This is a genomic window from Velazquezella soli (assembly GCF_977018685.1).
The window spans coordinates 780,794-795,216 of record NZ_CDRNXF010000005.1 but is presented as its reverse complement, the minus strand read 5'-3'; the positions used below and the strand labels follow the sequence as shown (position 1 = coordinate 795,216).

Sequence of the window (14,423 nt, the reverse complement as noted above, 5' to 3'; positions counted from 1 at the left end):
GGAATTCCTTTAGGCCGCGACCGACGCCTCGGCGCGGGTCACCATGTGACAGGCCGCGGTTCGGCCGTCGGCAACCGACAGAAGCTGCGGCACGCTGGTACGGCAGATATCGGCGGCCATCGGGCAGCGGGGATGGAAGGCACAGCCGGATGGGCGGTTGGCAGGGTTCGGCGGCTCCCCCTGCAGGATGACGCGGCCCTGAAGCAGCTTGCCCGGCACCGGCACACTGGACACCAGCGCCTTGGTATAGGGATGGAGCGGCGTCTTGAAGATGACGTCCGAGGACGCCTCTTCAACGATGCGACCGAGATACATGACGGCGACGCGGTCGGCGATATTGCGGACCACTTTCAGGTCATGGCTGATGAACACCATGGCGATGTGGTTTTTCTCCTGCAGGTCGCGCAGCATGTTGACCACTTGCGCCTGGATCGACACGTCGAGCGCCGAAACTGGTTCGTCGCAAACCAGAAGCTTCGGCCGCGACGCAAGTGCCCTCGCAATGACGGCGCGCTGACGCTGACCGCCGGAAAGCTCATGCGGATAGCGACCCGCCTGATCGGGTCTCAGACCCACAGCCGACATCAACTCGGCGACGCGCGTTTCTCGATGGGGCTTCGGCACGAGATTGTGGATGGCGAGCGGCTCGCCGATCTGCTCGGAAATCGTCAGACGGCGGTCGAGCGCTGCCAGCGGATCCTGATAGACGAACTGCATTTTTGCGCGCAATGCACGCCATTCCGGCGTTGCGAGCTTCGGCATCGGTTTGCCTTCGAAGAGAGCCTGCCCTTCCTGCGGCGGATCGATGCCGAGCAGCATGCGGCCGAGCGTCGACTTGCCGGATCCGGATTCACCGACGATGCCGAGCGTCTCTCCCGGCATGACTTTCAGATCAATGCCATCGACGGCGCGGACCGGTGTCGACCGTCCGAACATGCCCTGGCGAACCTCGTAGGTTCGGACCAGACCTTTCGCTTCGATCAGAGGGGTTTTGAAGTGCTCGTTCATGACAGCGGCTCCAGAACGCGAGCCTCGACCGGATGCGTGATGCCGATCGGTTGATGGTTACCCACGGGATGGTGACAGGATAGAAGCCGCCCATCGTCCGTTGCCGAAAGAGCCGGCATGCGGGTTCGACAGTCGATTGCGGCATGCGAACAGCGCGGCGAGAAGGCGCAGCCTTCCGGCAGGTCGCGTGGATTGGGAACGGTCCCCGGAATAGGGATCAATCGTTCGCGCGGACCATCCAGACGTGGAATGGCATCGAAGAGACCGCGCGTATAGGGATGGCGCGGGTTGTCGAACAGGGCCTGGATTGTCCCCTGCTCCACGATACGGCCCGCATACATGACGCAGGCGCGCTCGCAGACCTGCGAGACGGCGCCCAGATCATGGCTGATGAAGATCGTCGCCATGCCGGTTTCGGCGCGCAGTGCGATGAGGAGATCAAGGATCTGAGCCTGGATCGTGGCATCGAGAGCTGTTGTCGGCTCGTCCGCCACCAAAAGATCCGGCTCGCCGGCAAGTGCCATGGCGATCATCACGCGCTGACACTGGCCGCCAGAGAATTCGTGGGGAAAGAGATCGATGCGCCGGCGTGCATCCGGAATGCCGACCATGTCGAGCAGCCGCAGCGCTTCGGCTTTTGCCGCCTCCCCGTTAAGGCCGCGATGGATCGCCAGTGCTTCGGTCATCTGACGACCGACGCGCAGAACCGGATTGAGCGAGCTGGACGGATCCTGGAAGATCATTGCGATCCGCTTGCCGCGTACGCCTTCGAGCACGTATCGTGGCTGTGCGAGGATTTCCTGTCCGTCGACGCGGACTGATCCACTGACCGTTGCTTTTCCGGGCAAAAGCCCGAGTGCCGCGAGCCAGGTGACGGACTTGCCGCATCCGGATTCACCCACAAGGCCGATCGCCTCTCCGCGGGCGATATCGAGATCGATACCATGCAGTACCTGAACGCCGTCGAAAGCGACCTTCAGGCCGCGCAGTTCCACAAGGTTTTTCACCATGGAACGCACCTCCATTTTATAAGCAGATGCGCCGGCCGCGATTTTCGCGGCCGGCGTGAGACATCAGAACGATCAGGCGTTCCAGTTGGCTGTACGGAAGTCCATGGCGAAGGCAGGTGCTGCCTTCCACTTCAGAGACTTCTTCATGCCGGTAAAGACGGCGTTCTGGTGCAGGACCTGATAGGCCGGGTCTTCGCGCTCGCAGATTTCCAGCATGCGGGCAAAAGCCTTGTGGCGCTGGGCGCGGTCGGTCGAGGTTTCCATGATGACGGAAAGCTTGTTGACCTCCTCGTTCGTCCAGTCCTTCTTCTGCTGCGCTTCGCCGTTTGGTCCGAACTGGACGACGAGTGGCGTGATCGGATCGTTGATCGAGTTGGAAGCGGACCAGTCGCGCACACCCTTGACGCCAGCCGGATCGTGGATCTGCGCCCAGTTTTCCTTCATCTGGATTTCGACGTTGAGGCCGACCTGCTTCCACATCTCGACCATGATCTGCGCGTTCGCAGTCTGGTTGGTGTAGTAGTTGTTGAGAAGGCGATACGGGATGGCGTCGCCCTTGTAGTTGGCTTCCTTGAGAAGCTTGCGAGCAAGCTCCGGGTTGAATTCCGGAGCAGCCCAGCCTTCGACATACATGTTGGATGTCTTGAAGGAGTCGAACTGAAGTCCGGCCGGAACGACTGTCTGGCCAGCCCACAGTGCTTCCACGATCGCCTGACGGTCGATCGAATGCGTCATCGCGCGACGGACCAGCGGGTTGGCAAGAACCGGGTTCTGCGTGTTGAACGTGGAAATGCGGTGGTTCCAGATGGTCGAGCTCTGCACTTCGAGGCCCGGAGCGGCCTTGATCGCGGAGATCTGATCCGGCGGCAGGTCGCAGGCGAAGTCGTATTCACCGGAGAGCAGGCCGTTGACGCGGGAAGCGACTTCCGGAACCTCGACGAAGCGGATCTGCTGCAGCGGCGGACGGCCACCCCAGTATTCGTCGAAAGCGACGAGCGTCAGCGACACGTCTGGCTTGAATTCGGAGACCATGTAAGGACCGGTCGTGACCGGCTTGCGGGCCCAATCCGTATAGCTCTTGGCTTCGTCCCAGGCGCGGCGGTTGGTGATCTGGCTGCCGAAGGAATAAAGGCGGCCTTCGAGCGTGATGTCAGGCGTTGCATTGTGGAAACGCACGGTGTGCTTGTCGACGACTTCGACACCGGCCAGTGCCGGCCAGAGGCGACGAGCGACACCGGGAACGATCGCCGGCAGTTCCTTGACCGTGGTCGGCTTGTTGTCGGCTTCAAAGACGGTCTTGCCGCCCTTCGGCTCGGTATTACCAAACAGGCGTTCCTTGGAGAAGGAGAACGCAACATCTTCAGCGGTCAGTTCGTCGCCGTTGTGGAATTTCACGCCCTGACGCAGCTTCAGTTCGAGCGTCTTGTCGTCGATGCGCTTCCATTCGGTCGCGAGGCTAGCAACAGGCCCCTGATTGCCCATCCAGTCGCGGCCGATCAAGCCTTCCCAGAGGTTGGGGAAGAACACGCGTTCGCCAACGTTCGACTGTTCGTTCCATACGTCCAACGTGTTGTTGTTGGTGATCTTCTGAACGGCAATCGTCACCGATGGTCGTGTCGACTGGCTAAAGGACATGCGTGGAAGGACAATGGTGCCTGCTGCGGCTGACATCAGCCCCAAGGCGTGGCGACGGTTGATAGAAAGCATTGGATCTCTCCTGTGGGCGAGTGAATGCGTTCACGGAAAACACAATGGTTTCCGCGTCAGATGCCACTCGAAATCGACAAACAAATTTGAGCCGGCTGGCCGCGTGTTTCGGGAGGACCTCAACCGCGCCGCTGACTTGGCGTAGCTCTAGGGGACCAATGTTACGCGGATGTGACGTTTGTCTGTGTGTTCGATTTCCGCTCGTTGACGCGATCTCCAGACGCGCTGGCCTTCAGGAAGGAGAGGTTTCTCTTTGTTTCACAAACTCCGAACGATGGTTCCGCGGACCTCTTTGTCGACGGGGATCGAGCGAAAATTCCCCGATGTCATCATCAGCAAACCCAAGCGGTTTTGGTCGGGCCTTGTTGGGGTGAGGTCGTGCCTGGGTATGTTTCAGGCTTCGATCGACTGCCTCTCATCAGAGCCATCAGCATCGGCGCGGTCGCGAATTCACCCTTCTCTGCCCGGCGTGTCAGGTCTCTCAGATAGCCTCCAGCAGACGTGATATGCTCAGCGCGTTCGAGCATGCAGGCAAGCACTGTTGCGGCGTTCTCAGGCCCCATCACGATTGCTGCGCGTTCATAGACAGCTGGCGTGATGTCGAGAGTGGAACGAACAACATAGGCTGCCGTAATCAGATCCCTCCAGGACGCGATCCCACCTCTTGGCCCATAATCGTTGATCTGGGTGCAGGCTTGCAGGACGAATGGGAGTGGTAGAGCTTTGTGTGTGGTGATCGAGCTCAAACAAGGGCGCTTTTGTCGAGTATCGCGTTGATCGTCAATCTCTTCGATTGCTGTGCCGTTCGCCAAAGTGTGTTCCGGTGCTTGTTCGGTTGAAAGCCCTTTCGACACTGGTTCAGATTCAGGAATGATATTTGTTTTTGAATCCTGTATGTGGCGCTCACTTTGAGATTCATTGGCGCTCATCTCTGGTGATTTCATATTTAATTTCAATTGGTTGACGACGTCTTCACGCAGTACCGAGAGTTTTGTGAGGAGCGGCTCTGCGATATCGAGAGTGAGGACGCGCGGAATTGCCTGTAGGACGCATTGAAGATTTGTCTGTGCCTGCTCCCAGTCACCGGAAATCTTTTCATCCACGGCAAAAGTAATCAGCTTTGCGAGATCTCTTCGGCAAAGAGAAATTCTCTCTTTTGCAGCCTTGAGTTGTTCATGGCTAAGAGCGATCTCCGCTGCCATCGTTTCGATCTCTCGTGCGCGTGCCAGAAGTGGTGCGAGACTGAAGCCGAAGGCATCATCGAGTTTGCCACCTGAACTGCGGCGTGCATAGCGTTTGCCGTTCGGGCTGTCCTTGCGCAGGATTAGTCCGGTTTCCACCAGCACCGAGAGATGGCGCCGAAGTGTTGCCGGTGCCATTCCACGCGCTCGAAGCGACAACTGGGCATTGGACGGGAAGACGATGAGATTGCCATCTTCGCAAAGTTCATCGCCCGGATAGAAGGTCAGGAGCGCGTCGAGCACAGTCAGTGCCCGGTCACTGATCCCGAGGGACGACCGTGATTCGCAGATTGATCGAAACAGTTTCCACTTCGATCGCTTGATTCCGGATGCAATTTCGCTGGCTTTTTGTTGGTTTGCCAACAGTCCATACGACATCGCCCGCCGCCCAAAGGGCGTCGTTACAGTTCCACTCTCCATTTTCTCTCACCTTTTTTCAGGCAAAAGAAAGCCGCTCACCGAAACGGTGCCAAAGACTCTTGACTGTGATTCATGGAAGTGCGATTCTCGATCTTGCTAGAAATCGGAGAGAGGCTTCCACGACCTTGGTCGTTCGGGGGCCTTTTTCTTTTGCTGATCAAACTCCCTTGTTGCGTTTAAATTCTGCGAAAAGCTCTGTGAGCCGTTCGCTGACGAAGTCGTCAAAACCCGGCGCGCTTTTCGCATCGAACACGAATGTCGACCGGTTTCCCGATTTGCGTATGACAACGGGCAGACCCCTCAGCTGTGCTTGAGCCGGCTTGCCACTATCCTCAGGTTTCGCGGACAACTGTGTAAAGGCGAGCTGGAAACGCTCGTCGCTTGTCTTACCCTCTGCCCTGCCCTTCTGAAGCGACGAGAGCAGCCTTGGAATGTTTCCGGCATTGAGCTTTTCCGACAGCTCCGTCCACCGCCTGCGGCCAACCTCAGGTGCCGGACCGACCGCATCGATGATTTCCATCGGAATCGCCCGGACCAGGCTGATCATTTTTGACAAGGCTGCCTTGTCGACGCCAAGCGCTGCCATGATGATATCGCGCGTGAACGAACGATCCTCGAGACGGGTGGCGAACAAGGCGCGTTCGATATGCGAGAGGTTCGTGCGGGCGTTGTTTTCCTGGCCCTGGCTGACGACCAGCTGGTCATCGGTCAGAACGCGGACAACCGCCTTGACCTTGAGGCCCAGCTGTCTGACGGCTGCAAGTCGGCGGTGACCGTAGGCGACCTGGAACCGGCCCGACTGGTCGGGATGAGGCCGCACGAGGATCGGCACCTGCTGTCCATGCTCGCGAACCTGCTCGACCAGCTGGGACAGCGCTTCGCCATCGATCAGCATACGGTCGGAAACAAAGGAACTGTCGATCAGCGATGGATCCAGTTCGACGACGGAAAGCCCTTCCGAAAGCTGCCGCTCGAGATCCTGCGCCCGTTCCATCTTCTGCGTGATGCTGCCAAGCGTTCTCGTGATGCCACCAACGGGGACACCGCTGCGGACGGCCGGTGCCATCCCGGCCAAAGGGCGTGACGATTGAGCAGCCGGGGGTGCGGCCGGTGTCGGCGCTGGTGCTGAACTGTTGTCCGGCGCCGAAGGTTCGAAGATGCCGATCAGGTTTTTACGTGCCATCTCTTAGCGCCTCCCCCACACGGACCGGATCAATTCTTCAATCTCGAGGTTCACGGCATTGAGCGAGTCCATCGCCCGGTCATAGGTGCCGCGGGTGAACTGATTGCGCTCGACCTCATACAGTGTCTGTTTCGTGACGCCGGCATCGGAGATCGCTGTCGACTTCAACATGGCGTTGTGAAGCATACGATTGCCGAAGATGGCGCGCATAAAGCCCGTCATCTGGCTCTGTGGGCCGTCATTGGGTTCAAACCGCGTCACAAGATATCGCATCCAGTCATAGCTTGTCCGCCCCCCTGCCCGCTCGACAACCGACATCAGTTCGCTGGTCATCGAGAGAAACTGCGACATCGACATGACGTCGAGCATCTGCGGGTGAACGGTAATCAAGGTCGATGTCGAGGCGCAAAGCGCCGACATGGTCAGGAAGCCGAGCTGCGGTGGGCAATCGATGACGACGACATCGTAAAGGTCTTCGATATCGGCAAGAACTTCGCCGATGCGGGCAAAGAACATCGTCGCAACCTGTCCCGACGCCATGGCCTTAGGCGTTTCGTGCTCGAACTCCATCAGTTCGAGGTTGCCCGGCAGGATATGCAGGTTCGGTGTGTAGGTGGAGCGGACAATTTCCGAAATAGGGCGCGGATCCTCATAGCGGATCGCACCATAGAGCGTCTCGCCTTCGCCCACATCGAGCTCGGGTTGATGCCCGAACAACGCCGACAGAGACGCCTGCGGATCGAGATCGATCGCGAGCGTCTTGTAGCCACGAAGGGCAAGATATTGAGACAGGTGCGCGGACGTCGTCGTCTTGCCGCTTCCGCCCTTGAAGTTCATGACGGAAATGACCTGCAGCTTTTCGCCAGGACGGCGGGCCGGTACGTATTTCGCCACGCCGTTCTTTTCGTCGAGAACCTGACGAATACGATCCATGTCGGTCGGTAGGTAAACACGCCGGCCGTTCGCCAGCGGCTCGGGCCCGTATCCTTCTGCGGCAACCTGACGGAGATAGCCTTCTCCGATCCCGATGAAGCTCGCGGCTTCGGCTGGCTGGAAGGGCCGGATCGTCTTTTGAGATGTCGGTGCGAAAATTTTCGCTTGATGCATCTGAAGTTGATGCGCAAGCTCCTGGGCATCTGTTGCCAGAGTCGTTGGCAAGTGCTCCTGAGGTTCGTCGACTTTAAAGCTTGGCTGCGGCATCTTTCTCTCCAACTGCGCAATTGGCGAAGTTCTTCGGAAAACTGCGCAGTTGAATATGCCCCGATTCGCACGAGTTGTACAAATGATTCAATGCAAATGAATTTTGCGCCTGTGGAGAGCAAAAGTCGCGCTCGTTGTCCGCGGACAACGAGAAGTGGGGCAGGGGTAAGGTATCAGATTTTGCTGAGTGGATCGCTAGACGTTTGCCATCTTTAACCTGTCTATAAGTGTTTATGGTGCTTGCTTATCATCATACAGATGCTAGCTTGATCCATCACGCCAGAAACTAAACGGTTCCATCTCACGGACGCATCCATCTTGTGTCCGGTAGCGAAACCGAACGTGACGCTAGCTTTCACAACGGCATTGAACTATAACGCTTTCAATGCGTTACGATCTCTCGAAAATAGACTTTGGTGAGTTGTTCGGACCGATCTCCGCAGCGACAGCCGGCGTTGTACGACTCGATGAGCGGATCGCTAGTTCCCCCGTACGGCAAGGCTGGATCGGTCGCGCCCAATTCTCGGACGCCTGCTCGTCCCTGTGGATCGACGGGGAACTTGTCCATATCGAAGACCTTGTTCTTCATGACGCAGGGATGGCAGTTCGAGCCTCCACTCACGAATTGACAGTTGCGCATGACGTACTGCGAACGCGTCGGCGAATTGCGGCGAGCGAACCGGAATGGGCATTGAGCGCCGCTGGTCTTGCTGCGCTGAGGTCCGGTCGTCATGACGAGGCTCAAGACATTGAGATCAAGGCGGCACCGAGAGGTCCCGCAACGATCTCGCGTGTCGATGATTTCGAGGATCCCTTGGCAGCAATCGATGCTGTTCTCGCGCGAAGCCAGGCGTTGCTTGCGGACGCCGTAAGCGTTCGTGCGATGAAGATACCAGGCCGGGACGCTCTCATCTATGACGAGGACTGGGACGAGGACGCTCGTCTGTCGGAATGGCGCGTGGTGCTGGACGAAACGCAGTCCATGCCGCCCCTCCTCAGGGCCGCCGTTGCGTGGGACGCTTGGTCTAACCTGCAGGTGTCGAAGCATGCGCCATGGCTTGGACGTTTGCTGGCGAGCGCAGTGTTGCGCGAAGCCGGGTTAACCGAAACGCAGTTGTCCGCGGTCAACTTCGGTCTCCGGCAGGTGTCGCGGGAGCGCACAATGAGCAGGAACCGCATGGTGAGGCTTCTCGCGTTCACGGAAGCAATTGCGCTCGCGTCCGAGCATGGCATGAAAGAGCACCAGCGGTTGTTGCTCGCCAAGCAGCAACTCGAGCGCCGTCTGGTGGGCCGGCGACAGTCGTCGCGACTTCCCCAGCTGATCGAACTTGTCTTGTCGCGCCCGCTTGTTTCGAGCGGGATGATTGCCGACGCACTGGAGATAACCCCGCAGGGCGCGCTGAAAATTGCTGCCGAGCTCAATCTTCGTGAATTTACCGGGCGAGGGCGCTTTCGAGCCTGGGGAATACTTTGATCTGACGGGTTAACGCGTTGCAAATAAAGACAAAAGCGAACTGAAACGAGTGTTCCCGGCCTTTCTATCGTCCAAACGATCCCTTAATGATGAGGGTATGTCGTGGAGGACATTAAGGGAGGTATCAATGAAGATCACGAAACTCGAAACCGTGCGAGTTGCAGAGCGCGCAAACCTGATCTGGGTTCTGGTTCATACGGATGAAGGTCTGACCGGTCTCGGCGAGACGTTCTTCGGGGCAGAGACGGTCGAAAGCTACATTCACGAATATGTTGCACCGCGGGTGCTCGGCCGCGATCCGCTTGCCATCGATCTTCTCGCACAGGACCTCGTGGGCTATGTCGGGTTCCGATCCTCGGGTGCTGAGGTGCGTGGCAACTCGGCTTTCGACATCGCGTTGTGGGATCTGTTCGGCAAGGTCACGGGCCAGCCGATCGCGCAGTTGTTGGGCGGCTTCAGCCGCAAGGAAATCCGCACCTACAATACCTGCGCCGGCACCGAGTATATCAAGAAATCCACTGGCCAGACCACGGGCAACTATGGCCTGTCGACCGGCTCGGACTACGACGATCTCAACGGGTTTCTCAACCGGGCGGACGAATTGGCACATTCGCTGCTGGAGGAGGGGATCACGGCGATGAAGATCTGGCCCTTCGATGCCGCCGCCGAAAAGACGAGGGGACAGTATATTTCACCTTCCGATCTCAACGCAGCGCTTCAGCCATTCGAAAAGATCCGCAACGCTGTCGGCGACAAGATCGACATCATGGTGGAGTTTCACTCCATGTGGCAGCTCCTGCCAGCGATGCAGATTGCCAAGGCGCTGACGCCCTACAGCACGTTCTGGCATGAAGACCCGATCAAGATGGATAGCCTGTCGAGCCTGCGTCGTTATGCCGACGTATCGCCCGCACCAATCTCAGCATCTGAGACCTTGGCAACGCGCTGGGGTTTCCGGGATTATCTCGAAACGGGCGTCGCCGGCATCGTCATGCTGGACATCTCCTGGTGCGGCGGGCTGTCGGAAGCACGCAAGATCGCATCGATGGCGGAGGCTTGGCATTTGCCGATCGCTCCGCACGATTGCACCGGTCCGGTTGTCCTCGGCGCATCGACGCACCTGTCGCTTAACGCACCCAATGCGCTGGTGCAGGAAAGTGTGCGCGCCTTCTACAAGACGTGGTACCGCGATCTCGTCACCGCACTGCCTGGGGTGAAGAACGGCATGATCACGGTTCCGCCTGGTCCTGGCCTCGGAATGGACCTCAATCCAGACCTGGACAAGGTCTTCACCGTAACACGGCGTTTCTCAAACCTCGCAGACATGTAGGGCATCGCGGCATGATCGCATCCATCTCCAAGCAAATCGTCTCGGCGCGCATGGCCGGGCCCCTCATCATGCTGCTCGGCATGGTCATGTTTGCGCTTAACGACGCCATGGGGAAGTGGCTCGTTTCGAGCTACGGCCTTGGACAGGTCGTGCTTCTGCGCAGCCTCGCCGCGCTTGTCATCCTGCTGCCTTTCCTGTTCTTTCAAGGATTCGGCTCGCTGCTGAAGGTCGAACGACCCGGCATGCAGGCGCTTCGGGTGTTCTGCTCCACCGCCGAGGTTTTCTGCTTCTACTATGCCGTGATGTATCTTCCGCTCGCAGACGTCATGACCTACTGGCTCGCAGCACCGATCTATGTCGCCGCGGCCTCGCCACTGCTACTGGGTGAACAAGTCGGCTGGCGTCGGTGGACTGCAATCGGCATCGGCTTTATCGGTGTCGTCATCACGCTCGAACCGTCGAGCGCGATGATCAGTCCGCCAGCGATCGTATCCATCTTCGGCAGTGCCGCCTTCGCGTTCATGATGATTTCAGGTCGTTTCCTGAGGGCCACCCCAGACCGGACGCTGGTCTTTTTCCAGATCGTCGGTGCGGCACTTGCAGGCCTTGCTTTCGCGCCTTTCGACTGGTCGACGATCGCTTCTACCCGCGATTTTGGCCTGCTTGCATTGCTCGGTATAGTAGCAATGACCGCTCATGTTCTCGTTAACAGAGCATTGAAGATCTCGGATGCGGCAACGGTCGCTCCCCTACAGTACACGCTTTTGCTCTGGGCGGTTCTGTTCGGCTGGCTGTTCTTTGGCGATATGCCGAGATTCGGAATGCTGATCGGTGCAGCACTGATCGTCGGTTCCGGCGTCTTCATCTTCCTGCGTGAGCAGACGCTGAAGAAGCGCCAAAAGGTGCAGCCGATCGCGCTCGAATAGCCATGAAAAAAGCCCGCGACGGTAACGTCGCGGGCTCGTCTGCCGAAGGCTGATGCTTACTTACGGACTTCCTTAAGTTCCGCCAGGATGCCATCAACCACATCGGCACCAATCTGGTCCTTGTGCTTTTCATAGACAGCAAGCGACTTTTCACGAATGCGAGCCTGCTCCTCAGGCGACAGCGTGTTCACCTCCAGGCCGGCGGCCTTGATCTTTTCCAGCGACTTCTTGTTGAGATCGCCGATCACCTGGCGCTCCACATCGCGACCGACCACTGCGCATTCACGCAGTGCAGTCTGTTCTTCCGGCGAATAGGTGTTGAAGATCGCCTTGGAGAAGAGGAAGAGGAACGGCGTATATGCGTGGTTGGTCTCGGTGACGTATTTCTGCACTTCGAAGAACTTCGAGGTGTCGATCGTCACATAGGGGTTTTCCTGCGCGTCGATCGCGTTGGTTTCCAGAGCCGAATAGACTTCGCCGAAGGCCATCGGGGTCGCGTTTGCACCAAGGTTCTGGAAGGTGTCGAGGAAGATGTTGTTCTGCATGACGCGAACCTTCATCCCCGAGAAATCTTCCCACTTGGTGACGGCGCGCTTGGAGTTCGACAGGTTGCGGAATCCGTTTTCCCAATAGGCAAGATTGACCAGACCGGCGCCATCGAGCTTCTTGTTCATCTCGTCGCCAAATTTGCCGTCGAGCACCTTGTAGGCCTCAGGGGCATCGCGGAACAGGAACGGCAGGTCGAAAACGCCGAGTGCCGGAATGATGCCGACGAGCGGAGATGAGGATGTGACGACGGCTTCCTGAACGCCCGAGCGCAGGGCCTGGGTTGCCTGAAGGTCGCCGCCGAGAGCGCCGCCCCAGAAAGCGGTCAGCTTCAGCTTGCCGCCGGACTTCTGGTCCAGGCATTCCTGCATGGCCTTGATTCCGTTACCGACCGGATGGTCGGCATTGATGCCGTTAGAAACGCGAATGTTGCGGCTCTTGAATTCGGCGAAGGCCGGTGCTGCTGTGGAGCAGGCAAGCGCGATCGCTGTAGTGGCAAGAAGCAGTCTCTTCATAGTAGTCCTCCCAGTTGGACGTTGATGTGAACAGGTTGAATGGCAGGCCGTCAATGCAACCAACGTGCGGGCACGATCACAAGATCGGGAAACAGCACGAGCAGGAAAAGCACGAGCGACTGCGCCAGAAGGAACGGCCACACGCCGGCCGTAACCTTGCCAAGCGGTATTCTCCCGACACCGCTGACAACGTTAAGCACAACACCGACCGGCGGCGTAATGAGGCCGATCGAGTTGTTGATGATAAAGAGCACGCCGAAATAGACCGGATCGATTCCTGCCTGCTTGATGATCGGCATGAGAACCGGCGTCAGGATCAGGATGGTCGGGGTCAGATCGAGTGCCGTACCGACAACCAGAACCAGGATCATGATGACGAACATCAACAGCGTGGGGCGATCGATCAGCGGTTCGATATAGCCGGCGATTTCTGCCGGAATATTCGCAGCCGTGATGAGCCATGCCGATACGAGTGCCGCGCAGACGAGGAACATGATGACCGAAGTCGTCTTGGCGGCCTGCAGAATGACGTGCGGAAGGTCTCTCGGCTTCAGTTCCTTGTAGATTACCATGCCGACGAACATCGCATAGACGGCGGCAACGACGGCAGCTTCGGTCGGCGTCACGATGCCGATCTTGATGCCGCCGAGGATGATCACAGGCATGCCGAGCGCCCAGGCAGCGCGTCCGGTTGCGTGCAGGCGTTCCTTGTAGGTAGTCTTCGGAAGCGCCTGGACGTTATCTTTGCGCACCACGATCAGCCAGGTAATGATCAGTGAGACGGCCATCAGGATGCCGGGAAAAATGCCAGCCATGAAGAGCTGGGTGATCGACACGTTCGCGGCAACGCCGAATACGATAAACGCCATCGACGGCGGAATGACCGGGGCGATGATGCCGCCGGCAGCGATCAGACCACCGGAGCGGGGAATATTATAGCCTGCCTTGGCCATCATCGGGATGAGGATGGCGGCAAGGGCCGCCGTATCGGCAGCGGCCGAACCCGAAATGCTGGCCATGATGAGCGCTGCAAAAATCGCGACGATCCCGAGACCACCTCTGATGTGACCGACGCAGGCGATCGCGAAATCGATGATACGCTTCGACAAACCGCCGGAATTCATCAATTCGCCGGCGAGAATGAAGAAGGGGATGGCGAGCAGGGTGAATGTATCAGCGCCCGCGATCATGTTCTGCGCGATGATCTGGCTGTTGAACATGTCCATGTGCCACATGAGCACGACGCCGCAGAAAATCAGCGAGAAGGCCACGGGTACGCCAACGGCCATCGCCCCAAGCAGCGATCCAACAAAGACGAAAAGAGTCATTTAGGTCCGCTCCGCCAGTTGTTCGATCGTCATGTTTTCACCCGTGAAGGCTGCGATTTCCGCGTCGGTGACACGACCGGTGATCAGGCGAAACAGCCGTTCAAGCGCGATCAGCACGCATCCTCCACCGGTGAAGAAGCCGATGCCGTAGACCCACGCCATGGAAAGCCCGGTCACAGGTGCGACCATGCTGGCGTTGATCGGCAACTGGACCCATGTGCCCCAGAAGAAAATTGCCGAACACAGGATGATCAGCAGGTTCGAAATGATCATGCAGGCGATACGGCCCGAGCGACCGAGCATGGCGACCAGCGACTCCACACCAAGGTGGGAATGTTCGCGAAACGCAACGACAGCACCGATAAAGGTCAGCCAGACGAAGAAGTAGCGCGACAGCTCTTCCGATATGTTGAGGCCGGAGTTGAAACCGTAGCGCAGCACCACGTTGAGGAACACCATGATTGCCATGCCTGCCAAAAGCAGGATCAGCAGCAGTTCCAGAAAGCGATAAAAGAGATCGTTTATTCGTTGCATC

Annotated in this window: 12 protein-coding genes; 3 read left to right on the top strand and 9 right to left on the bottom strand. The window is 58.3% G+C overall.

Annotated features, from left to right (window positions below; all coding sequences use genetic code 11):
• Positions 1-9: 9 nt before the first annotated feature.
• From AC0JZ8_RS24030 to repA, 6 genes are all read right to left on the bottom strand, one after another.
• Complete coding sequence (locus tag AC0JZ8_RS24030) at positions 10-1,008, bottom strand: ABC transporter ATP-binding protein (protein ID WP_471893777.1); 999 nt, start codon at positions 1,006-1,008, stop codon at positions 10-12.
• Entirely contained in the window at positions 1,005-2,018 is a 1,014-nt protein-coding gene (locus AC0JZ8_RS24025; RefSeq protein ID WP_471893776.1) for an ABC transporter ATP-binding protein, read from the bottom strand. The genes AC0JZ8_RS24030 and AC0JZ8_RS24025 overlap by 4 nt, the downstream gene beginning before the upstream one ends.
• Before the next feature lie 72 nt (positions 2,019-2,090).
• Positions 2,091-3,725: an ABC transporter substrate-binding protein gene (locus AC0JZ8_RS24020; protein WP_113110141.1), complete on the bottom strand. Its 1,635-nt coding sequence runs from the start codon at positions 3,723-3,725 to the stop codon at positions 2,091-2,093.
• 332 nt (positions 3,726-4,057) lie between these two features.
• A complete protein-coding gene (gene repC, locus AC0JZ8_RS24015) occupies positions 4,058-5,386 on the bottom strand; it encodes a plasmid replication protein RepC (protein ID WP_471893775.1) in 1,329 nt (442 codons plus the stop codon).
• Positions 5,387-5,543: 157 nt separating this feature from the next.
• A complete protein-coding gene (gene repB / locus AC0JZ8_RS24010; protein WP_471893774.1) occupies positions 5,544-6,569 on the bottom strand; it encodes a plasmid partitioning protein RepB in 1,026 nt (341 codons plus the stop codon).
• A gap of 3 nt (positions 6,570-6,572) precedes the next feature.
• The gene (gene repA, locus AC0JZ8_RS24005) at positions 6,573-7,769 is read right to left on the bottom strand and encodes a plasmid partitioning protein RepA (RefSeq protein WP_062576652.1); all 1,197 of its coding nucleotides are present in this window, start codon (positions 7,767-7,769) and stop codon (positions 6,573-6,575) included.
• Positions 7,770-8,154: 385 nt separating this feature from the next.
• Here repA and AC0JZ8_RS24000 point away from each other — a divergent pair, with 385 nt between their 5' ends.
• The 3 genes from AC0JZ8_RS24000 (at position 8,155) to AC0JZ8_RS23990 (ending at position 11,499) form a co-directional block, all read left to right on the top strand.
• Positions 8,155-9,243 (top strand): RHE_PE00001 family protein, encoded by a 1,089-nt coding sequence (locus tag AC0JZ8_RS24000; RefSeq protein ID WP_471893773.1) that lies wholly within the window; start codon positions 8,155-8,157, stop codon positions 9,241-9,243.
• Between the two features lie 127 nt (positions 9,244-9,370).
• On the top strand, positions 9,371-10,573 hold the full coding sequence (locus tag AC0JZ8_RS23995; RefSeq protein ID WP_471893772.1) for a mandelate racemase/muconate lactonizing enzyme family protein: 1,203 nt from the start codon (positions 9,371-9,373) through the stop codon (positions 10,571-10,573).
• Between the two features lie 11 nt (positions 10,574-10,584).
• A complete protein-coding gene (locus tag AC0JZ8_RS23990; protein ID WP_471893771.1) occupies positions 10,585-11,499 on the top strand; it encodes a DMT family transporter in 915 nt (304 codons plus the stop codon).
• A gap of 56 nt (positions 11,500-11,555) precedes the next feature.
• Here AC0JZ8_RS23990 and AC0JZ8_RS23985 read toward each other — a convergent pair whose 3' ends face one another.
• Genes AC0JZ8_RS23985 through AC0JZ8_RS23975 form a run of 3 tightly spaced genes read right to left on the bottom strand, consistent with a single transcriptional unit; the run spans position 11,556 to position 14,422 of the window.
• Positions 11,556-12,560, bottom strand: coding sequence for a TRAP transporter substrate-binding protein (locus AC0JZ8_RS23985; RefSeq protein ID WP_062458586.1), 1,005 nt, complete (start codon positions 12,558-12,560; stop codon positions 11,556-11,558).
• A 50-nt stretch (positions 12,561-12,610) separates the two neighbouring features.
• Positions 12,611-13,888 (bottom strand): TRAP transporter large permease, encoded by a 1,278-nt coding sequence (locus AC0JZ8_RS23980; protein ID WP_174197429.1) that lies wholly within the window; start codon positions 13,886-13,888, stop codon positions 12,611-12,613.
• Positions 13,889-14,422 (bottom strand): TRAP transporter small permease, encoded by a 534-nt coding sequence (locus tag AC0JZ8_RS23975; protein ID WP_062458592.1) that lies wholly within the window; start codon positions 14,420-14,422, stop codon positions 13,889-13,891.
• Position 14,423: the final 1 nt, after the last annotated feature.